This is a genomic window from Hydrogenivirga caldilitoris (assembly GCF_003664005.1).
Classification (GTDB): Bacteria; Aquificota; Aquificia; order Aquificales; family Aquificaceae; genus Hydrogenivirga; species Hydrogenivirga caldilitoris.
The window spans coordinates 297415-322429 of record NZ_RCCJ01000001.1 but is presented as its reverse complement, the minus strand read 5'-3'; the positions used below and the strand labels follow the sequence as shown (position 1 = coordinate 322429).

The following is a 25015-nucleotide window of genomic DNA, read 5'->3' as shown; positions in this document are numbered from 1 at the left end:
CTTTACCGGCTTCCATGCCTGCGTTTAAACTTTTAGAAATGCTTGATAGAAAGCTCTTCTTCTTTGGTGGAAAGGGGGGCGTAGGGAAAACAACCCTTTCCTCTGCCTTAGCCCTTGCACTTGCGGATAGAGGGAGAAAAACCCTCATTATATCAACAGACCCGGCTCACTCCCTATCGGATATCCTTGGGGTTAAAGGTGAAGGAATCTTTCAAGCGTTACCCAATCTATACGTTTGTGAAATTGACCCCTATGAGGCTGTTAGAGGTTATATGAAGAAAGCCCTTGAGAGTATAGAGCCTCTGGTCAATGCAGAGGTGTTTGACCAGATAAAGGAAGCTTTTCATAGTATTGAGGAGACACCAGGAACGGAAGAAGCTGCAACTCTTGAAGAGCTGACCAAATTAATACTGGGACATTTCGGGGACTACGAACACTTCGTCATAGATACGGCTCCAACGGGACATACCCTCCAAATGTTAAAAACTGCAAGCAGGATCGGTAGATGGCTTGAAGAGTTGCTTAAAAGGAAGAGAACAGCCCAAAAGCTCTGGTCTGCAAGCGGTAAAGAGAAGGAAGACAGAGCCATTCATATCCTTGAGGAGAGGAGGAAGAGGTTCCTTGCCTTCTCTGAGCTCCTCCTTTCCAGGAAAACCATCTTTTTCCCGGTTCTAAACCCTGAAAGATTGCCGATAGAGGAAACTTACAGAATGGTAAACTCCCTTAAGAAATTAAGGGTAAACGTGGGGGCTATCATAGTTAACAAGGTGCTTCCTCCCGCCACAAGGGATGAGTTCTTTACCATGAGGAAAGAACAGGAGAAGGAGTATATGAAAGAGATTAGGGAAAAGTTCAAAGAGTTTCCTATAGTTGAGATTCCCATGAAGGAGAAGGATATAGAGGGAGTAAACCAGCTCAGGGAGGTTTCGGTAGAACTTGGAAGGAGGCTTGGAATATGAGCATTGCACTTCTTGGTTTGGGTAGATATGTGGAGGAGATAACAGAGATAGTGTCCCAGTTTTCAGACGTTATCGTGGTTGAAAAGGAAGGAGAGAAACTCAGGAACTTCCTTGAGAAGGAAAAGGGCATTGAAAACCTGAGCGTTGTTCCTGGAAGCGCAACAGACCTTGAGCTGTGGAAAGATAAGATAAACCTTGAAGAGCTTGAAGCGGTCATATCCTTTTTAAATGAGGAAGACACCCTTACAATTGCAAGGGTTCTCAGGAAAGCCTTCGGCTTTAAGGGGACGTTCATATTTGTTGCTAAGGAAAGACCTGAAGGCAAAGAATTCAAGGAGCTGAAGATAGAGCTTGTATCCGTTCCAGACGTGCTCGGGAATATTCTTAAGAACCTACTCAAAGGGCAGGGAGTCGTAAAGTATCCGGTAGGTATAGGTTTGAGGAAGGGGGAGGTTGCAGAAGTTCTGATAACAGAAAGCTCACCTGCGACATACATGAGGCTTAGCGAGCTCAGACTAAGGAACGTGAGGGTAGCTCTGATTTACAGAGAGGGTAGCATAATACTCCCAAGAACCGACCTGAGGGTTCAACCCAACGATAGACTTTTGATAGTAGGCGAACCCTCTCAGATAGAACTCTTCATAAATATGGTCACTAAAGGTGTTCCAAACTTCCCACTCAAGTGGGGTGTGAAAGGCATAGCCTGCGGCGTTTCGGGCGAAGAGTTTGATTATGTAAAGGAGAGGGTTAAGGTAAGGGAATGGATTGAAGAGGATTGCTCCCAGTTGAAGGCTTCAGAAGAGGTTGGTCTTTACCTCCTGCAGGATGAAAGGAGTTTCTTTGGTGGGTCCACAGTGGACAGGGTGTTTACAGAGCTGAGGTCTCCATCGTTGATACTCAGGGGTTCACATCCTTACGAGAACATCCTTGTATCGGCAAACACCGACGCCCTTGGATTCCTCTTACCAAACGCTGTTGATTTCGCAAGGCTTTTTGGGAGTAAGGTTTTCATACTTTTCGTAACAAGCATTGAAAAGATGATGACAAAAGAAGAAAAGGAACTCCTTGAAAGCCTCAAAAACTTCGTTGAGAGGATGCGGGCAACTGAAAACGTGGAGATAAAACTTATGAGGAAGGAGGGAAACCCGGTAAGAGAAACCTTAAAGCTTCTGAAAGGTAACTTTAACCTTCTTGCTGTAGGTTACACCCCTGGAAGAAAGTCAGGCTTCTTTTCTCCCTATACACCTCATGTTCTTGCAAGGAAGACAAAACTTTCAACCCTGTTGATACCGGAGGTGTATCTTGAGCGCTGAAATGCTTCTGCTGACCGTATTCGCCGCTGCATTCACGGCACCCCTATTTTCCCGCATTCTGAAGATGCCCGTTCCTGTAGGGGAGTTGATATTCGGTCTCCTGCTCGGACACATCCTGGGCTCTGGTCAGGAACTCCCAGAGATACTAATGTTCCTCTCGGAATTCGGCTTCCTTATCCTTATGTTCCTCGCAGGACTTGAGGTGGATTTTAACCTTATTGAGAGGATAGAAACTAAACTCCTTTTTATATATTCAGGTTATGTGTTTTCTATTTTCATTGTAGCTCTCATACTTGCTTACATACTGGGGACGGGAATACCCACAGCAATAATACTTTCTCTCATCTCCGTAGGATTGATGGTAGCAACTTTAAAAGATATGAAGATGCTGGAAACACCCTTAGCCAAGAGGGTTCTCATTCTGGGCGTGATAGGGGAAGTAGTTAGCCTCTTTGCCCTCACCTTAATGGAAAAGGTAGGGCACTTCTCAGGGTGGATTGCCATCTTCAAAGAACTTGGAGTGGTAGCCCTTTTCTTCCTGCTCTTCTTCCTGGCTTTTCGTCTCGTAGGACTCCTTATATGGTGGTTTCCCGAGATAGTCAGGAAGCTAACCTACGAGGAAGACCCAAGTGCCATAGGGATAAGGTTGAGCCTTGCCCTTATGTTTACAGCCGCAGTTCTTGCCCACATAGCGGGTGTTGAAAGTGTCCTGGGAGCATTTTTAGCAGGCATGGTATTTTCCTACTTCATAAGGAAGAAGCATGACCTTGAAGAGAAGCTGTCTTCCATAGGATACGGGTTCCTGATTCCGATCTTCTTCATAAAAACAGGCATGGGAATGAACCTTACAAACCTTGACCTTGACCTCCTCAAAGAGGTTGGACAGGTTCTTCTGGTTATGCTCCTTATAAGGTTACTCCCCTCCCTTTTACTCATACCGGGAGGTTTTTCCCTGAAGGAAGCTTTCCTCTCCTCCGTTCTCCTTTCCTATCCTTTCACCCTGATGATAGCCGGTATTGAAATAGCGAGACTTTCTGGACTGATAGACGAGAGAACGGGAGTGGTTCTCTTCCTTGGAGCCGCCCTCTCCTCCCTTCTATTCCCCTGGGGGGCTAAAGCTTTTATAAAGGTGTTGAGATAGTGAGCAGCTTCTTCCACCTTTAAAATATTCCCATGCTCTTTATCGGTGTGGATACAGGAGGAACTTTCACGGACTTTATATTCTTCAGAGAGGGGAAGTTTAAAGTCCTTAAGGTCTCTTCCACACCTAAGAACCCAGCAGAGGCTGTTCTCATTGGTCTTGAAGAGATAGGAGGCGAGGGCAGAAGGATAGTTCACGGCTCTACCGTTGCCACCAACGCCCTCTTAGAAAGAAAGGGAGCAAAGACAGCCCTGATAACTAACAAGGGCTTTGAAGATGTAATTGAGATAGGGAGGCAGAACAGGGAAAGACTATACGATCTACATTACAGGAAGCCTGAAACCCTCGTTCCCAGAGAGTTACGTTTTGGGGTGGGGGGAAGGATAAATTACAGGGGTGAAATTTTAGAGGACCTTGAGGAAGCAGAGGTAAGAAGTATAGTGGAAAAGTTAAAGAGTTCCGGAGCTGAGTCCGTTGCGGTCTGCCTGCTCCACTCTTATACGAACCCAGTGCATGAAATGGAAGTGGGTAGAGTTATCAGAGAAGAGCTTGGCATACACGTCTCCCTATCCCATGAAATACTCCCTGAGTTTAGGGAGTTTGAGAGGACTTCAACAACCGTGGTAAACGCTTACGTTTCCCCGAAGATGGAAGGATACATATCTTACCTAGAGAAGAACCTGAAGGAAAAGGACAGCCTGAACATAATGCAGTCCAACGGAGGGATAATCTCCTCTGAGGTTGCAAAAAGAGAAGCCGTGAGAACGGTCCTCTCCGGTCCGGCAGGAGGGGTTATAAGTGCGCTTCATATAGGAAAGCTCACGGGCTTTGAGAGACTGATAACCTTTGATATGGGAGGAACATCAACGGACGTTTCTCTCATAGACAAAGCCCCAACCGTAACCACGGAGACAAAGATAAACGGGCTTCCCGTAAAGGTTCCAATGATAGATATACATACGATAGGAGCGGGCGGGGGTTCCATAGCCTGGATAGATGAAGGCGGGTTGCTGAGAGTTGGACCCGTAAGCGCTGGAGCTGAGCCAGGACCGGTATGCTACGGAAGAGGAGGGAGGGATATAACCGTCACGGACGCAAACCTCTTTTTAGGAAGGCTTGTGCCGGACTATTTCCTGGGAGGTAGGATGAAACTGCACCCTGAGAGAGTTAATGAGCCTTTAAGGGGTTTGGCGGGGATGTTAAATACTTCTCCCATAGAGCTTGCCCATGCAATAATTGAAGTTGCAAACTCAAACATGGAAAGGGCTCTCAGGAAGGTCTCCGTTGAGAGGGGTTACAACCCTGAAAACTTCTCTCTTGTAAGTTTTGGAGGAGCCGGAGGACTGCACGCGGTTTTCCTTGCTAAGTTGCTCGGGATACCGAGGGTTATCGTACCGCCCAATCCAGGTATATTCTCCGCTATGGGCATGCTTCTGGCAGACAGCGTTAAAGATTACTCCCTCACAGTTATGCTCAAAGGCTCAGAAACGAATTACCTCTCTCTGGAAGAACTATTTCAGCCCCTAATTGAAAGGGCAATTGAGGATATGGAAAAGGAAGGCTTCACAGCAAACGATGTGCTCCTTGATAGATACCTTGACATGAGGTACACAGGACAATCCTATGAGCTCACTGTACCCTTCAGTGAAGGGTATGAGGAGACTTTTCACAGAGAGCACAGGAGGTTTTACGGATACAGCCACGATAGGGACACAGAAATAGTGAACATAAGATTAAGGGCACAGGTTTCTACCCCAAAGCCTGTTATTCCAAGTTTTGAGGAGAAAGCTCCAGAAAGGAATCCGGAAGCCCTGCTCGGTAGTACTAACAGCTTCTTTGAAGGCAATACGGTGAAAACGGAAGTTTACAAAAGGGAAAGCCTCAGGTGGGGCAACAGGATTTTTGGACCAGCTATAGTTGTGGAGTATTCTTCAACAACTGTGCTTCCTCCCGGTTCAAGCGCTGAGGTGGATAAATTCGGTAATTTAATTGTAGAGCTGTAAATTTTTTTGACACTGTGTAAAGTTTTTTAACATTACCTTCAAACCGTTCAATTTCAGCACTTTTCTCTTTTAAACCTGTATCCGAATGTAAAAATTTTTTACAAACCTGGGGTGTTTTTAAAAAACCCATAAAGCTTAAAATGTTATATCTGCCAATAACTTAGAGTTTTGGCACAAAAATTGCACATATATTTTCAGCATGATAAGGAGAGCCTTTCTACTCAGCCTGTTTCTGATAGCTGGTATCACCTTCGGTTCCGATGGTGAGGGGACGAGTGAAGGCTCAAACCTGCAAGGTGTAAGAGACCCGATACTTGATGAGGTATTTGCAGGGTACGAGCAGAGGGTTTATACCGTATCTGACTCAAAGATAATCCTGTGGGACGAAGCAAAGAACCACAGCATGAGAGGAGGGACGGTAGACAGGATTGAGATTGAAATCAAGCCTTAAGGAGGTGTAGATATGAGGAGAGGAGGCAAACACATGGCACCCGAGTAGCTAACGAAAAAAAGAATAAAAGAGGCGCCGGAGCGCCTAAGAGAGCCTTTCTACCAAAAAAATTTAAGAGCACTTTAAGGAGGTGTCAATCATGAGTAAGAAGTTTTTACTTTCAGCAGTATTCTCAGCGGGAGTACTCAGCGCCGGAGCGCTGGCAGGAGACATGCAGGTCCTCAACGAGGAAGAGCTTGAGGACGTATCAGCACAGGGTCTTCAGGTAATTGAAAACGACAACAGGCAATTTGCAGAAATAAACGGACAGAATAACAACCTTGACTCTGTCCAGCTGAATGACAATGCTCAGCTTGAGGCTCAGGCTGGAGGAATAATAAACGTTGCCAAGACAGCCCTTAACGCAGCAGTAAACTTGCTTGCCGATGGACCCGAGCCTGGACCCAAACCACCACCCCAGAACGGAGATACCAAATACTTCAACTATTACTTCTCTCAGACAAACGTTCAGGTTGCTATGAATCACGTAAACACGGCTAACAACGCAGATGCTGAGGAAGAGCTTGCTATAGCAGGAAACCTCAACAAGGAAACCCAGTCCATAGATAACAACGGAAATATCAGGGAACAGGACAACAACAACAACTCAGTGCAGCTCAACGACAGCGCTCAGTCCGGTGCTTCAGGGCTCATGATAGAGAACGCAGCCATATCTGCGGTGAACACAGGTATGAACATCTTCGTTGCGGGTGATGTGGATTCAACGGAAGGACATCAGACCAACACCCAAGTTGCTAAGAACATGGGCAACTATGCTGAGGCACAAGCAGGTGATCAACCCATTGCAGTAGCTGGTAATGCGGAGCTTGGTGTTACCCAGAACATAAACAACCAGTACCAGTCAGAAGGCGAGCCCAACAATATATACGACCAGGACAACAACAACAACTCAGTGCAGCTCAACGACAGCGCCCAGTCCGGTGCAAGCGCCGTTTCAATGCTGAATGTTGCAAACTCAGCCTACAACAGCGGGCTAAACGTAATGGCTATGGCTAACCTTTCCAACTCCCTAATGACTCAGAACAACTCCCAAACTGCGGAGAGCCATGTAAACGTTGCGAGTGCGGAAGCTGATAACGGTGTAGCTCTGGCAGGCAACCTCAACAAGCAGACTCAGAACGTACATAACGCGGTAGCTGACGATTTCGTTGGCTTGGGAGTCATAGAGGAGCAGGACAACAACAACAACTCAGTGCAGCTCAACGACAGCGCCCAGTCCGGTGCAAGCGCCCTTGATATGACCAACTCGGCGGTCTCAGCCGGAAACACTGGTATGAACGTAATGGCCGCAACGACCGTGTCAACATCCGAGATTCATCAGGGTAACTATCAGAGTGCAAGGAACTTTGACAACGAAGCGAGAACCTACAATGGAAACCCTGAGTCAGAAGATATAGCGGTTGCCACCAACGCTGAGATTGCGGGTGAGCCCGGTCAGTACGTACACACGGTCCATGCCACTATTGGGGATCAAAATAACAACAACAACTCAGTCCAGCTCAACGATGATGCTCAGTCATCAGCAAGTGCTCTTTTCATGACCAACATGGCTCAGTCGGCTGTTAACTCAGGTCTCAACCTTCTATTTGTTGACGGAAATGTAGATGACAGCACGGTTTCCCAAACCAACGAGCAGTTTGCCAGCAACCACAACAACTATGCAACGGCTAACGCCCTTGCAGTTGCAATTAACTTGAACAAGCAGAGACAGATAATTGAGAACTGTTTCTGTTCGGACCTTTCCCAGACGGACCAGGACAACAACATGAACTCTGTCCAGCTGAACGATAACGCTCAGTCCTATGCCTCAGGATGGATGATAGTGAACGCCGCAACCTCTGCGGTCAACAGTGGAACCAACCTTGCGGTAGTGAACGGTGTAGTCTCAGGTTCCTCCGTAACCCAGACCAACGTCCAGACATCTGTGAACTTCTCCAACCAGGCATCGGGCAACACAGCTATAGCTGGAAATGCTGAGATAGGGTCACTCTTTATACCCATAGGATTCTGAATACTTGCATGGGGGGTGCCCCTTCCCCCTTTTTTTTCAAACGGAGGAGAAGATGAGAATTACAACAGCGACACTGCTTCTGGTACTAACGACATTTTTGGGCATTTCTTCAGCGCAGGAGAAGTTTATTGTCTCCTTTGGGGACGGAGGCTTCAAATCTTACGAGCTCATTGACAGCACTTGCTACGTCTATACGGTGAAGTACCCCAAGGAGGAGAAGAGACTCCCCAAAATTATGAACGACCTTATAGTGTCCAGTGCCATAAACGCCCAGAGGCAGTACAGCAAGAAAGGAAACGCGCTTATAAACATGAGGATATCTTGGCAGATTGCTGGGAAGGAGCTGATTATCTATCAGGTCTGCGGAGATGTCGTGAGGAGGAAATAAAATGAGACAGTTGATGTTACTTTCGGCTCTCCTGACAGTCTTGCTTTTATCCTTCCCGAAGGCGGGTGAGATTCAGTATCTGTCCGACAGAGAGCTTGATGAGGTACATGCCCAGGGGCTTAATATAATAAACGGCGCTGTAGGAGACATAATCAACAGCACGCTGGGGAACCTTGTACAGAACATAAACATAAAAGACTACATTGATATGAGCGGTTCCGTGCTTATATCGGACAACGCCCAGTCAAACGCCTGGAATCCGGTAAATGCTTCAAACTCAGCGGTAAACAACTCCTACAACATATTCATAATCATTGAATCCTCACTGACCAACCCAACCTTCAACGTAAACACAGTTCTCAACGCTATAAACGGGAGCACGCTGCCATGAGGTGGCTCCCCTTTCTCTTTCTTTTTGTTATAGGATGCTCCCACATGGACCCAAAGTCGGGTATGTACTTACCACTGGGAACATATACAGGTGTAGCCACTTCTGTGAAGGTGAAGGTAAAAACTGCGCAGGAGCTTAAGTTTACAAATGTTGTCAGACAAAAGCTTGACTACAGTTGCGGTTCTGCCACGGTTGCAACTATTTTCAACTACTACCTGGGAGTCCCCGTAGAAGAGGAGAAGGTTACCCACAGGATGTTTGAGATAGGGGACAAGGAGAAGATAGCTCAAAGGAAAGGTTTTTCACTGCTTGATATGAAAAGATTCGCAGAGAGCTATAGATTTAAGGCTTACGGCATAAAAACGGATATAAAGGGACTTGTAAAATTGAACAAGCCCGCGATTGTCACCGTTGTCATAGGGAACTACAAACACTTTGTCGTGTTCAGAGGTGTCTATAAGGGTAGGGTGTTCATAGCAGACCCAGCCTTCGGGAACACCATTCTCACACCAGAAGAATTTGAGAGAATCTGGTACAAAAACATAGCCCTTGTGATAGAGCCTAAAGAGGGGAAAACTGACAACAAACTCGCAATAACAGAAAAGGATATGCAGACGGTAAGCGCAGGTTATCTGAGAGGTGAGCTTGTTCATCAGATGCTTCCAACTTACAGATACAGCACAGACTTTTAAAGTTCTATAAAATTTAGGGGGAGGTTGATATGAAAAGAGTATGGGGAATATTGTTTTTTACCCTGTTTTTGACAGGGTTTTCCTTTACCCAGGAGACTGCAAACCAGAAGCCGGAACAGGCACTCACACAGTTTGAGAGAGACTACGTACTTTTAAAGGGTGGACAGTTTGAGTTTGAAGAAAACTTCACCTACACTTACTATTCGGCAAACCAGATTTTCCTGGAGAGCTTCGCCATACTTGACCCCGTTTTCCTTACGCTGGGGAAGTTTGGTATACAGACCGCTAAGAGGAACATCTTCATAAACACCTTCATGCTCAGATACGGGATAAGGGATAACTTCCAGGCTGAGGTCAGTTTGCCGATAGTTTACAGATATGACATGGTAGGTGTCCCAACAGGTACAGGGCAGTCAACGGGAGACAAACACATGGAGAGGTTCGGGTTTGGAGACGTAGCCCTTGGTGTGAGCTTTCAACCAGTGAAGGAAACCGTAAGCAGACCGGCGGTAATACTGAACCTCGGGGTAAAGACGAAGACCGGTAAAAGCCCCTTTGATATAGACCCGAATAACGACGTTCCAACGGGAACAGGTTATTACTCGGTCAGAGCAGGTATAAATCTCATAAAGGGCGTTGACCCAGTTGTGGTGTTCGGGGGGTTAGGATACATATACAACATTAAAGAGAAGGTGAACAAAACTGTTAAATCAGATCTAAACGGTGACGGTGATACCGAAGATGAAGGGGAAACCGGTTTCCTTAAGTACGTTTACCCAGGGGATACGATAAACCTAAGCCTTGGTATGGCTTATGCCATAAGCTACACCTTCTCCCTCTCAACCCAGTTTATACAGAACTACACCCTCTCAACATACATAGACAACGGTACGGGGAAAAAGAGGGTTCAGAACTCAACGCTAAACTCGGCTCTCTTCAAGTTTGGGGCAGGCATGGCTGTGTCACCTTCAGTTCCAGTAAGTTTTGCAGTTTACATAGGACTTACAGAGGATGCACCTGACTATATGGTTGAGCTAAGGATACCTATAAAGTTTTGACTTTGTGTAAAGAAGACTTACATTCTGTAAAGAGTGTTTACACAGGATTCGTTAAGCAGACACATACACTTGCGGAATAGTGTAAACATCCTATACACATGATAAAAATAGCCCTAAAAGAAAAGCCTTTATTAGCAACAGTTTGCTACTGGCATGAAAATTGCACATATAACACCAGGAGGTAAAACATATGCGCATGGATATAGATAGCCTGAGAAGAGCCTTAGTTGTTGTATCGGTAGGAGTTTCCCTTTACTACCTTATCTGGAGACTCGGTACCTTGAACAAGGATGCCATGTTCTTTTCCCTTCTTGTTTACGGAGCTGAGGTTTACGGATTCTTAGCAGGCTTGATGTTCTTCTTCATGGTTTGGAAGTTTCCAAAAAGAGAACCAAAGTCACCAAAGGCTGGTTTAAAGGTTGACGTTTACATACCAACCTACAACGAAAGTCCTGATATACTCAAAAAGACCATACAGGGAGCCCTCGCCATAGAGTACCCTCATAAGACCTACGTCCTTGATGACAAGAACAGACCGGAGATAAGAAGGTTGTGCGCGGAGCTGGGATGTGAATACATAGCCAGGGATAAGAATACGGAAGGGAAAGCCGGCAACCTTAACAACGCACTTCAGAGCACTGAAGGAGACTTCATAGCTATCTTTGATGCCGACCATGTCCCTGAACCGGACTTCCTGCACAAGACCCTCGGATACTTTGAGGATGAAAAGGTAGCTTTCGTTCAAACCCCTCAGGATTTTTACAATATAGATTCCTATGAGCACAGGGTTGCAAAAGGAAAGTTATGGCACGAGGAGTCGCTCTTCTATAAGGTGATACTTAGGGGTAAAGACAGGATAAATTCAGCCTTCTTTTGCGGTAGCTGCGCAGTCATAAGGAGAGAGGCTCTTAAAAGCATAGGCGGTTTTGCCACAGGAACCGTGACGGAGGATATCCACACAGCCATAAGGCTTCATGCAAAAGGGTGGAAGTCGGTGTACCACCCAGAAACCCTCGCTTACGGAGTGGCACCCTCAACTTTCTCTCCCTATAGAACTCAGAGAGAGAGGTGGGGAAAAGGTGCTATGCAAATTCTTTTCAGCAAAGAAAACCCAATTTTTAGAAGGGGATTGAGTCTGCCTCAGAGGATAAGCTACCTTGCCTCTATGACAACTTACTTTGACGGTTTTCAGAAGGCGATATATTACACGGCTCCCGCAGTCGTCTTACTTACTGGGATATTTCCCATAAGTGTCGGCTTGAAAGAGTTTCTACCTGTATTCCTGCCCCACATACTCCTATCCCTGTGGGCTTTTGATGAGATGTCAAGGGGTCATGGAAAGTTTCTGCTCCTTGAACAGTACAACATGGCAAGGTTCTTTACCTTTATAAAATCGGTCTTTAGCTTCCTAAAAAGGAAGACAGGATTCAGGGTAACCAGTAAGGAAAACGGAAGGGAAGTACCTTTAAGGGAAGTTCTGCCACAGCTTGGGGTTCTCAGCGCTGGAGCAGTGGGTATTCTCTACGCCCTCGTGAACTTTAAAGTTCTTCCAAACAAGGACCTTTACGTGGCAAATATGTTCTGGGCTTCTTTGAATACTGGAATAGCCGGGGCATGTCTGTTCTGGACCTTACACAAAAGACACCAAAGGGAGAGGTTCAGGTTTCCGGCGAACTTTCCTGCCATAGCGAGAATCAAGAACACTCATACAGCCGTCACCGTTGAGGACCTCCACGAAAGAGGCACAGCGCTCCTATCTCAGATAGGCTTTGAAAGGGGTGAGAATATAGAGGTACAAATTAGTTTCAAGGACAGGAAGCTTAATCTCAAAGGGGAGGTTCTGTATTCAAAGAAGATAGAGGAGTCAGGACTCTTTAAGCTTGGTGTCAGATTTAACAACATAACCCCAGAGGAGGAAAAGGTTATAAATCTCTTTAACTTCCGCTTTCTGCTTAAGAAGTATATGGAAAAACATGATAAGCCCTCAAACACTCCGATATCCCTCGTCGTCTCCTATCTAAAAGAGAAACGCCCCAAGAGAAGAACCAAGAGACTGGAAATCCATAGACCGGGTCTTGTGTTTGTGAACGGAGATTTTGTTCCCTATACAACGGAGGATATAAGTGAACAGGGATTAAGGATACTGACCTACAAACCTATAGAAAGCCGTTATATCTCACTAAAGGTCGTCAGTGAGGGCGAGGAAAGCCTCGTGAACGGAGAAATTCTCTGGTCAAAGGAGATAAATTTTTACGGCATAAAGGCATACAGATACGGAGTAGTTCTGGTGCAAAGACCAAGCTATGACTTTGGAGTACAGGATATGCAGGTAACAACCTGATAAGGAGAGTAAATCGTGAGAAATTTTATAATCGTCACCGCATTCTTAGTTTCATGCTCTTACGCTCAGTCTCTCAGTTTTTTATCAGGCTCTGAGGCTGATACAAAAGGGCAGTCATACTCCTACGTTGGTTTAATGGCTGAGAAGTCAGTTAACTCAAAAACGTCACTTCTTGCCAAGTTTTGGGGAGACTATCTGGTCTATAAGTTTGAGCAAAACGGTACAAACGTGAGAGCTGAAGCACCTGCCTTTCAACTATCAGGAGGTGTAAAGAGAAGGTACAACGCATGGAGTTTTACCCTATGGGCAGGCTGGGAGAGAAGGGATACCGATGTAAGCCCGAATATACCAGGGGTTGAGGTCAAAGGTATGAAGGATAGCTTACTTGCCCAGATAGAAGCTTACGGTAGCCTTGGAAAAGGCTATGGGGCAGACTTTATAGCAAGCTACAGCTCCGCCACCTCTTACCTGTGGTCAAGGGCAAGGTTGAAAAAGGAACTTAACAGAAGCTTAAATATCGGTGGAGAGGTCATAGGTCAGGGGAACAAGGACTACAGCGCCATTCAAAGCGGACTTATCGTAGAGTTAAAGTTTTATGGTCTGTCCTTAGGGTTGAGAGGCGGTTATAAGAATAGCTCTAAGGGAAACAGTGCCTACGCAGGAGTTGAGCTTTACTGGGGATTCTAAAGGAGACCGTACTTTTCCATAAGTTTGTAGATGGTGGGTCTGCTCACACCAAGCATAGAAGCCATCCTGCTTATATTCCCCCCGGTGATCCTGAAAGCCTTTTCAACCAATTCCCTTTCAAGTTTTTCAACGTGCTCCTTCAGGTTGAATATACCTTTACCGCTTATATCCTTTGAGAGCTTTTCTACATCTATGTCAAGGTCTCCAGAATCAATGTATTTCTTATCAGTTAAGACTATAGCCTTCCTGATGGTGTTTATGAGTTCTCTTACATTTCCGGGCCATTGATAACTCTTTATAAGCTCAAGGGCGTCATCGGTGAAGCCCAATATCTCTTTACCCTGCTCTCTTGTAAATTTTTCAAGAAAGTACTTTGCCATAACTATCACATCGTCCCCACGCTCCCTTAGGGGTGGAAGTTCAATGGTCAACACCTTCAGCCTGTAGTAGAGGTCTTCTCTAAACAGACCTTTCTCAACAAGCTCTTCAAGGTTTCTGTTTGTAGCAGCTATTACCCTAACGTTCGCTCTAATCCTGTCAGTGCCACCTACCCTTTCAAAGGATAGGTCTTCCAGAAATCTGAGGAGTTTGGCTTGGAGCTCAAGGGGAAGCTCTCCCACCTCGTCTAGGAATAGAGTGCCTCCGTCCGCAACCTCTATCTTACCCCTTTTCTGCTTATCAGCTCCTGTAAAGGCTCCCTTCTCGTACCCGAAGAGCTCGGCTTCAAGGAGCTCCTTAGGTATAGCTGCACAGTTGATAGCTATAAAGGGTCCATTCCGGCGAGGGCTCTTCTCGTGAATAGCCTTTGCTGTAAGCTCTTTCCCTGTTCCCGTCTCACCGAGTATCAAAACAGGATAATCCGTAAGGGCATACTTCCTTATCAGATCAAAGACCTTCTTCATACAATCGCAGGTACCTATAAACTCTACCTTCTCTTCCTGGCAAATCTGTCCCTTTATCAGGTCTGGAACTTTACCGGACAGTATATCCCCTAACTTTATACGTCGGAGAGCCTTTATAAGGTCAACTTTTGTGAAGTCAAGAGGCATATGACAATTTGGGCACTCTACATCATCATCATCATTAACCTGGGATTTACAGTACGGACAGGTTCTGCTGTCCTTTATGCGGGTCGTTATTATACGTCCGACCGTCTTAGAAAGGAAGGAATCATCCTCATTGAAAAGAACCACACCCCTAATGCTATTCTCTTTCCTATATATCTTCCCGTTTAGGGTTGCTTCACTGCCGTTAAACTTTATCCTAAGTTTTACCCAGTCTTTATCTTCACATTCCTCCCATCTCTCAAGGCTGAACTTAACACCAAATAGAGATATGTCCTCCCCAGAAGCTTTAAGCCACCCATTCCTGCATTTTACATAGATTACCCTTTTAAAGGGAATTCTTGGGGCTAGTCTCATATACTTACCCCCCTCTCTAACTATAATTTAGGTCTTTATATTTAAATTATATGATATATAAGTGCATCATATATGTGAAAATTACCATCAAATACGTAAGCCGTTGAGCGTTGAGGATAAATTGGGTTATAATTAAGAACTCCCATTAAGGCGGGTAGCTCAGTTGGGAGAGCGCCGCCCTTACAAGGCGGAGGTCACGGGTTCAAGTCCCGTCCCGCCTATACCCTGATGCTCTCAATCCAGTCCCAGTTATCCTCAAACCACCTTACCGTTCTCTCAATGCCTTCCTCTAAAGAGGTTTTTGGCTCCCAGCCCAATATATTTTTCGCTTTTGTTATGTCCGCCCATGTTTCTTTCATGTCAGCCTTGTGAAACTCTCCAAAATTTATCTTCGCTTTCCTACCTGTGAACCTCTCTATAAGCTCTATCATATACGTGAGCTTATGAGGAGTATTATTTCCCAGATTTATTATTTCATAGCCCTTTACGCTTAAAGCTTTTACAGTACCATTGGCAATGTCATCCACGTAGGTAAAGTCTCTTACCTGTGAACCGTCCCCGTAAAGTTGTATGGGTTCCCCTTTCATAACCCAGTATATAAATCTGAAAGGACTCATATCTGGTCTGCCCGCAGGACCGTAAACGGTAAAGTACCTGAGTACAGCCACATCTATACCGTAGAGGTAGTGGTAGGTATAGGAGAGAACTTCGGCAGCTTTCTTTGAAGCTGCGTAAGGTGATATGGGTGTGTTTACGGGTAGCTCTTCCTTAAAAGGCATCGGCTGTCCCGCATAAAGGGATGAGGTTGAAGCGAGAACAAATTTTTTTATGCCCTGTTTTTTCATGAGCTCAAGGAGGTTAAGGGTGCCTGCAACGTTGGTGCTTATGTAAACGTGCGGGTTTTCCATAGAGTACCTTACTCCTGCTCTGGCAGCTTCGTTTATAACCGCATCAAACCTTTCGCAAGAAAAGAGTCTTTCAAGCGCTTTGTAGTCCTCTATGTCTAACTCATAAAACTTAAAACCCTCTCTATTCTCAAGCTGTCTTAACCTCCAGAGTTTTACACTCGGGTCATAATAGTCATTGAGATTGTCAACACCCACAACCTCGTATCCAGTATCCAGAAGAACCTCGCAGACCTTCCAGCCTATAAAACCGGCGCTACCTGTAACCAAGACTTTCATGAGAGCTGTATTATAGCTTATAATCATAAGGTATCATGAATATGGTAAGGCTTCAGCTGATATACCCGGAGGAGCTTGTTAAGGAGCCCGTTCTCTGTATGGTATGTAAAAACTTTGATGTGGTTTTAAACATAAGGACAGCGAAGGTTACCCAGGATACAGGCATACTTACAGTGGAAATGGACGGTGAAGCTGAAGAGATAGAGAAAGCTATAAAGTTCATTGAGGAAAGGGGTATAAGCGTTCAGCCCATAGAAGGTCAGATATTTATGGAGTAACCTCAATTGAGGTTAAGGTAACCCCGTAAACTCTTTATCTCATCCCTAAGTTTTGCAGCCCTTTCAAACTCCCAGTTCTTTGCCGCCTCCCACATCTCCTTTTCAAGTTTCTCAATTCTCTTTATAAGGTCTTCTTCAGTTTTTATACCTCTCGGAAGCTTTATGGGAAGCTTGACGTAATCAAGTTCCTCAAGAGCAAGCAGCTCCTTTATGGGTTTCACTATGCTCCTGGGGGTTATGCCATGCTCCTGGTTATATCTCTGTTGCTTGCTTCTTCTCCTGTTTGTTTCCTCTATGGCTTTTTCTATTGACCTTGTAATTCTGTCAGCGTAAAGGATAGCCTTTCCATTTATATTCCTCGCAGCCCTGCCGATGGTCTGTATAAGCGAGGTGTAGCTCCTAAGGAAACCCTCCTTATCAGCCTCCAGTATAGCAACCAGAGATACCTCCGGAAGGTCAAGTCCCTCTCTGAGGAGGTTTACACCAACAACCACATGAACGGAGCCCTCCCGAAGTTCCTTCACTATCCTTGCCCTCTCTATAGCGTCAAGCTCAGAGTGCATATAGGTGGCTTTAATTCTTCTTTCGGTTAAATAGTCAGCCACTTCCTCGGCGAGCCTTTTTGTGGTCGTGAGTACGAGGGCACGCTCGTTCCTCCTAACCCTATCCTGTATCTCCTTGACGAGGTCTTCCAGCTGGTTCTTGGTCGGTCTCACTTCAACCTCTGGGTCAACAAGACCTGTAGGACGGACTATCTGCTCAACTATAACCCCGTGACTTCTCTCTATCTCCCAGTCTCCAGGAGTTGCAGACACGTATATCACCTGGTTTATCCTCTCAAGGAACTCTTCAAACTTCAAAGGTCTGTTGTCAAGGGCTGAGGGGAGTCTCCAACCGTACTCAACAAGCTTTTCCTTACGAGACCTGTCACCGTTGTACATCGCCCTTATCTGGGGTACAGTCATATGGGACTCATCAACGACGAGGAGAAAATCCTCTGGGAAGTAATCCAGTAGCGTAAAGGGTGGCTCTCCGGGTTGACGTCCGTCAAAATACCTTGAGTAGTTCTCTATACCTTTGCAGTGTCCAAGTTCCCTTATCATCTCTATGTCGTACATGGTTCTCTGATAGAGCCTCTGAGCCTCAACATGCTTACCCTGTCTCCTGAACCAGTCAACCCTCTCCCTCAGGTCTCTCTCTATCTCCTCAAGGGCTTTCTCAACCGTAGGTCTGGGGGCTATATAGTGAGACGCCGGGAAGAAAGAGACCTCGTTAAGTTCCTTTATCTGATGTCTGTTTAGGGTGTCCAGTAGGACTATCCTCTCAACCTCATCGTCCCAGAGCTCTATTCTGACCGTGTAGTCCTCAGCCTCCGAGGGTATTACCTCTACCGCATCGCCCTTAACAGAGAAGGTGGCTCTCTTGTAGGCATAATCGTTCCTCTCGTACCCCAGCTCTACAAGTTTCCTCACAAATTTGGTAAGATTCAAAGCGGAACCTTTACTGACCCTTATCCTCATACTCTCATAATGTTCTGGTGAGCCAAGACCGTATATGCAGGAAACGGAAGCAACCACTATAACGTCCCTTCTCTCTAAGACAGATATAGTTGCTGAGTGTCTGTATCTTTCAAGAACTTCGTTTATGCTTGCATCCTTCTCAATGTACAGGTCTTTCTCGGGTATGTAAGCCTCCGGCTGGTAGTAGTCGTAGTAGGATATGAAGAACTCCACTGCGTTGTCCGGGAAGAGTTCTTTGAACTCTCTGTAAAGTTGCGCCGCAAGTATCTTGTTGTGAACCACCACAAGGGTAGGCTTATTGTAGTTAGCTATTACGTTGGCTATAGTGTATGTTTTCCCTGTACCCGTGGCTCCAAGGAGAACCTGTTCCCTTACACCCCTCTCAAGGTTATCCAGTAGCTCCTCTATTGCCCTTGGCTGGTCTCCTGCAGGCTTGAGCTTGGTCTTCAATTCAAATCTTCCGGGGACGGTCTTCATACAAGATAAAGATATACCCTTCAGGGCTGACAGGAAGTTTTATTTCAGCTTGAAGGTTGGACAGTTCATAATTTGAAAGTGAATGGCACCCCCAGCGGGATTTGAACCCGCGTTTCCGGCGTGAAAGGCCGGCGTCCTAGGCCAGGCTAGACGATGGGGGCAGCCTATAAAGACAGAGGAGTATTATAAGCACCTGGCTTCTTTGTGTCAAGCATATTAAATCTTGATTATACTATTGAAATCCTATGGATAAGCTGAAGGTTTCGGAGATATTTAAAGTTGGGGACCAGTATGACATAGTGACCAAATACAAAGAGATTCCTGTAAAGGTCCAACTGAGATTAAAATGGGTTGACAACGAGGGGAGGCTCTTGGGATTTGATTGGGGAAAGACCCACATAAGGGCAGCCTTCTCAACCCTTGACCCGGTTTACATAAGACTATCTTCAAAGGAGTACGCTCAAACACAGGTCTTTAGCAACCTTGGCAAAGAGCTTGTTCTTACGTTGGAAAACTTCGTTGAACCTCCGGAGTTCATCAAAAGACACTCCGTTCGTGTTGAACCTGACGACAACAGACCTGTGATTGTTGAGCTGACCTTTGATGGACACAAGTTTGAACTCCCGGTAAAGGATATAAGTGAAAGGGGCATAGGATTGTCCTTGAAAATTGACGAGAACAAAGAGTTTGTAAAGTTTTTGCAGGATAGTATAGAGGAGCTGAAAGAAGACGAATCGGTAGAGTTTCCCCTAAAGATACACCTGCCAGAAAACGGTACCGCAGTTGGCAAAGGTAGATTGAAGAATGTGGTTGGCTTGGGTAAAGACATTTACGTCCGTCTTGGTTTTGAGGTTGATTTTCCAAAAGAGGAGCTTACAAAGATAAGGAGGTACGTAATTAACAGACAGAAGGAGATAATACAGGCTCTGAGGTTTATTGAATGAGTCTCACATTCAAGCTCGCACTCAGGTACCTGCTGTCAGTTAAAGGCAGCACTCTTCTTATAACGTTGATATCCTTTCTGGGGGTCTTCCTGAGTGTCTGCGCAATATTGCTCACGCTTGGTGTGTTCACAGGATTCCAGGACTCGTTAAAGGAAAAGATACTCTCAACAGCACCCCACGTAATCGTAAGCGTCATAGGAGAGGCAGATTTAGAAGGTATAAGGAGGAAAATTGAGAATGTACCCGGTGTTAAAGACACTCTTCCCTTTACACTGTACAGCGCCATACTCGGCAGGGAAGATAGACTTCAACCTGTTACAGTTAAGGCTGTAAACTACAGGGAAAAAGCTTTTAGGGAGCTTGTAGGTAGCCACCTGATAAGGGGTGAGCTTAAAGACGTTGTTATAGGAAAGGGTATTGCAGATGTTCTGGGTGTATCTCCGGGAGGTTCAGCTGTCCTTATATTTCCCACAGGTATAAGGACACCCACAGGATTTATACCCAAGACTAAGGAAGTTTACATAGGTGGTATATTCCAGACCGGTGCTTACGATAAAGACTTCGTCATAGCCTACATGGATGAAAAGGAAGCCAGAGCTTTCTTTAAGAGGGGTATGCGTTTTGAAGGAATTGAGATTTACATACATGATCCTTACAGGGCTCAGGAGGTTAAAGAGAACATAGAAAAGCTGATAAGCAACGAGCTTGTGCTTGTCCGCTCTTGGATAGACCTGAATAAACCCCTCTTCAATGCTCTTCAGCTTGAGAAGTTAGCCCTGTTCCTGATACTGCTTCTCATGGTTTTGGTAGCCTCCTTCAACATAACGAGCCTCCTGTTTGTAAAATCTAAGGAAAAGGTAAGGGACATAGCTGTCTTAAAGACCTTCGGTATGGAAAGTAGGGGTATCCTCAGAATATTCATCTCCGTAGGATTGAGTATAGGCTTTGTAGGCGCCACATTAGGTGTTATCGTATCCTTTGTACTCGCATACTTTATAAACGAATACAGGCTTATAAGGGTGCCTGAAGAGGTTTACATGATGAGTTACATACCCGTTCATATAAAGACCCTTGACCTCGTTGCAACCTTTATGGGAACCTTGCTTCTATCTTTCTTCTCTTCCCTTCTTCCTGCCTTCAGAGCGGCAAAGGAGAATGTGGTCAATATACTGAGGAATGAGTAACATGAAAGAGATAGTCAGAGCGGAAAACCTATGGAAGGTCTATCCTGATGGCACTAAAGCTTTGAGAGGGGTAAGTTTCTCGGTAGGCAAGGGCGAGTTCGTGGGTGTCATGGGTCCTTCGGGCTCGGGAAAGAGTACCCTCCTTCACCTCGTGGGTGGACTGGACAAACCCACAGAGGGTGAGGTTCTCCTGTTCGGGAAATCCCTGAGCGGTATGGGAGAGGATGAGCTTGCCCAGTTTAGAAAGAGAAAGGTAGCCTACATCTTCCAGTTTTACTATCTTCTGGAGGATTTCAACGTACTTGAAAACCTTCTGATAATTGGAGAGCTCCTTGATATAAAGGACACAGAGGAGAAAGCTCTTAGGATTTTAGACTTTCTGAGACTCTCCCACAGGCTAAAGCACAAACCCTACCAGCTCTCAGGCGGAGAGCAACAGAGGGTCGCTATAGGGAGGGCTTTGATAAGTGAACCTGCGCTGATACTTGCCGACGAGCCGACGGGAAACATAGACTGGGAGGAGGGAAGGAAGATATTTGAACTCTTCAAGAAATTGAACGAGGAGGAGGGTATCACCTTCATAGTAGCCACCCATAACCCAGACTTAAAACCTTTCTTCCACAGGATAGTAAGCCTTAAAGACGGGGAGGTCGTTGCCTAAATGATACCTTTCTCAGCTAAGTATCTTTCGCACTCAAGGGCTGCCATGCATCCAAAGGCTGCAGCCGTTATAGCCTGCCTGTACCTCTTATCGTGAACGTCCCCTGCTGCAAAAACACCTTCAACGGAGGTCTTTACGAAGTCGTGGGTCTTTATGTATCCCTGGGAGTCCAGCTCTAACTGCCCTGTGAAAATGTCAGTGTTCGGAATGTGCCCTATGGCTATGAAAACACCCTCACACTTAATCTCCCTGAGCTCATTGGTCTTTACGTCCTTTACGAGAACCCCTGTGACTTTCCCCTTATTGACGTCGTATACCTCCTCCACAACGCTGTTCCAAACGAACTTTATCTTCGGGTTAGAAAAAGCCCTATCCTGCATTATCTTTGAAGCTCTCAGCTTGTCCCTCCTGTGGATAACCGTCACGCTCCGGGCATGCTGGGTAAGGTGGAGAGCCTCCTCCATAGCCGAATCCCCTCCACCAACCACAACGACGTCCATATCCTTGAAAAAGGCTCCGTCACAGACAGCGCAGTAAGATACTCCCTTCCCCATCAGGAGGGCTTCCGATTCAAGTCCCAGCATCCTTGGTCTCGCACCAGTTGCCACTATAACACTCTCAGCGAGGTATTCCTTCTCCCCAGCCCATAACCTGAAGGGTTTTGTCTTGAAATCCACCTTAACAACGTTCTCGTAAATTATCCTCGCTCCGAACTTCTCAGCTTGCTGTCTCATCCTGTCTATAAGCTCTGGACCCTGAATGCCCTCTGGGAAGCCTGGATAGTTCTCAACATCGGTCGTGAGCATGAGCTGACCACCGAACATGTGACCACCGAAGACGAGGGGTTCAAGCATAGCCCTTGAGGTGTAAACTGCAGCCGTAAGACCAGCCGGAGCCCCACCTATGATAACCACCTTCTCAATATCCGCCATAGAGTTATGATATCACCTTTCCCCTCTAAGCTTTCTTATCTCCTCTTCAAGCCTTTTTGTTCTCTCCTCGCACCTTCCGAGTTTGTAGGAAAGTTCCGATACTCGCTCTACAACGTTTTCTATCCTCTCTACAAGCTTGTTAAGAGAGTTCATAACTTCACCGTTGGTTCTGTGGTTGTCTAAGTAAAGCCTGAGAGCCTCACGGATTATCTGCGTCTCCTTCTTCCCCAGCTCTTCCCTAAGAGTTTGGAGCACTTCAAGCGTGGCGTTGTCAAATACGTAAGTTTTCTTTTTCAAACTGCACCACCCCTCTTTTACTTTACTCCTCAAGAAGTTTCACTGTATGACGGAAACCAGTTGGTTTTTTCTGTAAAATTCTGTATATTGGAGGTTGTGATAGAGAGGATAGCCAAACTCCTTAAACTCAGTGAAGAGGAAATAAAGAGAAGACTCTCTTACGTAAGCCTGTCCGAGGAAGATATAGGGCTCCTGAGAGAGCTATCTGGTAAGGTTAGTGAGGAGAAGATAGCAGAACTCTTTGGAGAGTTTTACAGACACCTATTATCCTTTGAGGAGATGAGAAAGATACTTGAGAGGGAGGAGGGCCTCATTGAAAGACTGAAGAAAGCTCAGGCTAAGTACTTCAGGGAACTCCTTGAAGGGGAATACAGCCTTGACTACGCCCTCTCAAGGCTGAAGGTGGGACAGGTTCATGAGAAAGCCGGTGTTGAGCCAAAGTATTACACAGGAGCCTTTGCCAAATGGGTTGAGTCTGTCCTGCCCGTAATAGAAGAAAAAACGGAAAAAGATAAGCTCCTGTCCACACTCCTTGCGCTCTTTAAGGTGGTCATCCTTGACCTGACCCTCTCCCTTGACGCTTACCTCTTTTCAAAGATCATAAAGGTTGAGGCTGAGAGGTACAGGGTTATACTGAACTCTGTAAGAGACGCGATAATAGTGGTTGACCTTGAAACGCGTAGGATAGCTGACCTGAATGCCTCTGCCCTTGAACTCCTCGGTCTTGAGAACGAAAGGGAAGCTATAGGGAGGGACGCCCTCTGGGTCCACCCGGAGGAGGTAAGGCACACCGTTGGAGAGAAGTTCAGTAGGTACATAGAGAAGGGAGCAGGGATTACCGAAGTTGAGTACGTAGAGAACAAGAGAACGGGAGAATGGATACCCGTTGAGATAGGCTACGGAACCTTTGAACACGAGGAAAGAACTTACGTTGTGGGAGTATTCAGAGACATAAGGGAGAGACTAAGGAGAGAAGAAGCTATAAGGCGGTTAAACAGGCTTTATGAGACCCTCAGCCGGATAAACTTCATTACCACAACGGCAGGTTCAGAGGAGGAGCTTTTTAGCTCAGCCGTAAGCATAATTAGGGAGGGAGGTTTCAGATACGTGGGTATTTTTAGAAAAGGGGAGGACAAAGCCATAGCGGAGGAGGGGACGTTCCTGGAAAGCGACACCTCAGCCTGCGTGCCTATGGAGGAGAACGGTCTTTACCTGCTCATATCAAGGTGGTTTGAGGAGGACTTCACTAAGGAAGAGATTGAGCTCCTCAGAGAGGTTGCCCATGACATATCCTTCAGTCTGAGGAATTTAAGGACTAAAGAGAAACTCAAAGCCCTTGAAGTTTATGACCCCCTGACGGGTCTCCTGAACAGAACCTCACTCCTGAGCAAGCTACCAACAGTCCTTGAGAGGGCAAAGAGGGATAAGAAGGAGGTTGCCTTCCTTCTCCTTGATATAGATAACTTTTCGGAGCTTAATGAAGCCTTTGGACACAAAAAGGTTGACAGACTACTCAAAGAGATAGCCACCAGGTTAAAGAAGGAGATAAGAGGGTCTGACCTTATCGGCAGGGTTGGTGCTGATGAGTTCGGCATAATACTCCTTGCCGAGGACGCAGGGGAAGCTGCGGAAAAGCTTCTCAGGAGGATAAGAAACAGGCTTAGAAAACCCTTCAAGATAAACTCAAACGAGCTCTTTATAACCCTCTCCGCAGGTGTATCCTCCTTTCCGGAGGAGATAGAAGAGCTTTATTCAAAAGCCCTCTCAGCACTCCAGAGGGCTAAGGAGTTTGGTGGGAACAGGACCGTTTACTACTCAGAAACCGCTGAGAGGGAGGTTTTTGAGAAGGTCAAGCTCAGGACAGAACTCAGAAGAGCATTGGAGAGGGAGGAGTTCCTCCTCTACTACCAGCCTAAGGTTGAGCTGAGAACGGAGAAGGTGGTTGGTGCCGAAGCTCTCCTCAGGTGGAACAGAGGTGGAGAGATAGTCCCCCCCATAAAGTTCATACCTCTCCTGGAGGAGAGTGAGCTCATACATGAGGTTGGGGAGTGGGTGGTAAGGGAAGCCTGCAGACAGGCACAGGAGTGGAGGTCAAAGGGAATAGAGCTATCCATAGCCGTGAACGTTTCCCCTCTGCAGATGAAGGTTCCCCTCTTTGCGGAGAGCTTCATGATGCTCATATTTGGGTGTGGAGAAGGTTCTGGGAGTATAGAGGTTGAGATAACAGAATCCGCTGTCATGGAGGACGTAGAGAGGATGATAGAGATACTCAAAATCCTTACGGTGAGGGGTATAAGGACGTACATAGATGACTTCGGGACAGGTTACTCCTCCCTCGCGTACCTGAAAAAACTCCCCGTTTACGCTCTAAAGATAGACAGGGAGTTCGTAAAGGGTATACCCCAAGACGAAGACAACCTTGAGATAGTGAAAGCCACCGTGAATATCGCGAAGAGCTTTGGTCTTAAAACTGTGGCGGAAGGGGTTGAAACGAGAGAGCAGGCTGAGATTTTAAAGGAACTTGGATGCGATTACGCCCAGGGTTACTACTTTGGGAAGCCCGTTCCCCCTGAAGAGTTTGAGAGTTACATAAGGTAAGCCATAAATTTCAGAGAACATATA

General features: G+C 46.1%; 22 protein-coding genes and 2 tRNA genes. 18 read left to right on the top strand and 6 right to left on the bottom strand.

The window, feature by feature from the left end; genetic code table 11:
• Positions 1 to 14 precede the first annotated feature (14 nt).
• The 12 genes from BCF55_RS01810 to bcsS all read left to right on the top strand — a co-directional run bounded on the left by BCF55_RS01810 (position 15) and on the right by bcsS (position 13495).
• Positions 15 to 959, top strand: a complete 945-nt coding sequence (locus tag BCF55_RS01810; protein WP_121009215.1) for an ArsA family ATPase — start codon at positions 15 to 17, stop codon at positions 957 to 959.
• Positions 956 to 2272: a TrkA C-terminal domain-containing protein gene (locus tag BCF55_RS01805; protein ID WP_121009213.1), complete on the top strand. Its 1317-nt coding sequence runs from the start codon at positions 956 to 958 to the stop codon at positions 2270 to 2272. The genes BCF55_RS01810 and BCF55_RS01805 overlap by 4 nt, the downstream gene beginning before the upstream one ends.
• Positions 2262 to 3413 (top strand): cation:proton antiporter domain-containing protein, encoded by a 1152-nt coding sequence (locus BCF55_RS01800; RefSeq protein WP_121009211.1) that lies wholly within the window; start codon positions 2262 to 2264, stop codon positions 3411 to 3413. Before BCF55_RS01805 ends, BCF55_RS01800 begins: the two co-directional genes overlap by 11 nt.
• 32 nt (positions 3414 to 3445) lie before the next feature.
• A complete protein-coding gene (locus tag BCF55_RS01795; protein ID WP_121009209.1) occupies positions 3446 to 5416 on the top strand; it encodes a hydantoinase/oxoprolinase family protein in 1971 nt (656 codons plus the stop codon).
• A gap of 199 nt (positions 5417 to 5615) precedes the next feature.
• Entirely contained in the window at positions 5616 to 5867 is a 252-nt protein-coding gene (locus tag BCF55_RS01790; protein ID WP_121009207.1) for a hypothetical protein, read from the top strand.
• 139 nt (positions 5868 to 6006) lie between these two features.
• Entirely contained in the window at positions 6007 to 7938 is a 1932-nt protein-coding gene (locus tag BCF55_RS01785; protein ID WP_121009205.1) for an autotransporter outer membrane beta-barrel domain-containing protein, read from the top strand.
• 52 nt (positions 7939 to 7990) lie between these two features.
• On the top strand, positions 7991 to 8326 hold the full coding sequence (locus tag BCF55_RS01780; protein WP_245960371.1) for a hypothetical protein: 336 nt from the start codon (positions 7991 to 7993) through the stop codon (positions 8324 to 8326).
• Between the two features lies 1 nt (position 8327).
• Positions 8328 to 8717: a hypothetical protein gene (locus tag BCF55_RS01775; protein WP_121009203.1), complete on the top strand. Its 390-nt coding sequence runs from the start codon at positions 8328 to 8330 to the stop codon at positions 8715 to 8717.
• A 44-nt stretch (positions 8718 to 8761) separates the two neighbouring features.
• Positions 8762 to 9409, top strand: coding sequence for a C39 family peptidase (locus BCF55_RS01770; RefSeq protein WP_170144725.1), 648 nt, complete (start codon positions 8762 to 8764; stop codon positions 9407 to 9409).
• 29 nt (positions 9410 to 9438) lie between these two features.
• A complete protein-coding gene (locus BCF55_RS01765) occupies positions 9439 to 10467 on the top strand; it encodes a transporter (protein WP_121009199.1) in 1029 nt (342 codons plus the stop codon).
• Positions 10468 to 10657: 190 nt separating this feature from the next.
• Positions 10658 to 12808, top strand: coding sequence for a glycosyltransferase (locus BCF55_RS01760; protein WP_121009197.1), 2151 nt, complete (start codon positions 10658 to 10660; stop codon positions 12806 to 12808).
• A gap of 15 nt (positions 12809 to 12823) precedes the next feature.
• Positions 12824 to 13495 (top strand): cellulose biosynthesis protein BcsS, encoded by a 672-nt coding sequence (gene bcsS / locus BCF55_RS01755; protein ID WP_147424998.1) that lies wholly within the window; start codon positions 12824 to 12826, stop codon positions 13493 to 13495.
• On the opposite strand, the gene BCF55_RS01750 is transcribed toward bcsS, so the two are convergent.
• Positions 13492 to 14916 (bottom strand): sigma 54-interacting transcriptional regulator, encoded by a 1425-nt coding sequence (locus BCF55_RS01750; RefSeq protein ID WP_121009193.1) that lies wholly within the window; start codon positions 14914 to 14916, stop codon positions 13492 to 13494. The two genes, bcsS and BCF55_RS01750, sit on opposite strands and share 4 nt — an antisense overlap.
• A gap of 148 nt (positions 14917 to 15064) precedes the next feature.
• Between BCF55_RS01750 and BCF55_RS01745 the strand changes: the two genes are divergently transcribed.
• Positions 15065 to 15137, top strand: a tRNA-Val gene (locus BCF55_RS01745).
• Here BCF55_RS01745 and BCF55_RS01740 read toward each other — a convergent pair.
• On the bottom strand, positions 15135 to 16100 hold the full coding sequence (locus BCF55_RS01740; protein ID WP_121013116.1) for an SDR family NAD(P)-dependent oxidoreductase: 966 nt from the start codon (positions 16098 to 16100) through the stop codon (positions 15135 to 15137). The two genes, BCF55_RS01745 and BCF55_RS01740, sit on opposite strands and share 3 nt — an antisense overlap.
• Before the next feature lie 35 nt (positions 16101 to 16135).
• Here BCF55_RS01740 and BCF55_RS01735 point away from each other — a divergent pair, with 35 nt between their 5' ends.
• Positions 16136 to 16378 carry an NIL domain-containing protein gene (locus BCF55_RS01735; RefSeq protein ID WP_121009191.1) on the top strand — a complete coding sequence of 81 codons (243 nt, stop codon included), beginning with the start codon at positions 16136 to 16138 and terminating at the stop codon, positions 16376 to 16378.
• 2 nt (positions 16379 to 16380) lie between these two features.
• Here BCF55_RS01735 and uvrB read toward each other — a convergent pair whose 3' ends face one another.
• Together uvrB and BCF55_RS01725 are read right to left on the bottom strand one after the other, a co-directional pair.
• Positions 16381 to 18375 carry an excinuclease ABC subunit UvrB gene (uvrB, locus tag BCF55_RS01730; RefSeq protein ID WP_121009189.1) on the bottom strand — a complete coding sequence of 665 codons (1995 nt, stop codon included), beginning with the start codon at positions 18373 to 18375 and terminating at the stop codon, positions 16381 to 16383.
• An 83-nt stretch (positions 18376 to 18458) separates the two neighbouring features.
• Positions 18459 to 18536, bottom strand: a tRNA-Glu gene (locus BCF55_RS01725).
• A gap of 84 nt (positions 18537 to 18620) precedes the next feature.
• On the opposite strand from BCF55_RS01725, the gene BCF55_RS01720 reads away from it, so the two are divergent.
• From BCF55_RS01720 to BCF55_RS01710, 3 genes are read left to right on the top strand one after another with little or no spacing between them, the layout of a single operon-like run.
• Positions 18621 to 19319, top strand: a complete 699-nt coding sequence (locus BCF55_RS01720; RefSeq protein ID WP_121009187.1) for a PilZ domain-containing protein — start codon at positions 18621 to 18623, stop codon at positions 19317 to 19319.
• On the top strand, positions 19316 to 20503 hold the full coding sequence (locus BCF55_RS01715; protein WP_121009185.1) for an ABC transporter permease: 1188 nt from the start codon (positions 19316 to 19318) through the stop codon (positions 20501 to 20503). The genes BCF55_RS01720 and BCF55_RS01715 overlap by 4 nt, the downstream gene beginning before the upstream one ends.
• Position 20504: 1 nt before the next feature.
• Positions 20505 to 21164, top strand: coding sequence for an ABC transporter ATP-binding protein (locus BCF55_RS01710; RefSeq protein ID WP_121009183.1), 660 nt, complete (start codon positions 20505 to 20507; stop codon positions 21162 to 21164).
• Here the strand turns inward: BCF55_RS01710 and trxB are convergent.
• Together trxB and BCF55_RS01700 are read right to left on the bottom strand one after the other, a co-directional pair.
• A complete protein-coding gene (gene trxB, locus BCF55_RS01705; RefSeq protein ID WP_121009182.1) occupies positions 21161 to 22096 on the bottom strand; it encodes a thioredoxin-disulfide reductase in 936 nt (311 codons plus the stop codon). The genes BCF55_RS01710 and trxB overlap by 4 nt on opposite strands.
• A gap of 12 nt (positions 22097 to 22108) precedes the next feature.
• Positions 22109 to 22393: a hypothetical protein gene (locus tag BCF55_RS01700; RefSeq protein WP_121009180.1), complete on the bottom strand. Its 285-nt coding sequence runs from the start codon at positions 22391 to 22393 to the stop codon at positions 22109 to 22111.
• Positions 22394 to 22489: 96 nt separating this feature from the next.
• Between BCF55_RS01700 and BCF55_RS01695 the strand changes: the two genes are divergently transcribed.
• Entirely contained in the window at positions 22490 to 24991 is a 2502-nt protein-coding gene (locus BCF55_RS01695; protein WP_245960430.1) for an EAL domain-containing protein, read from the top strand.
• Positions 24992 to 25015 lie beyond the last annotated feature (24 nt).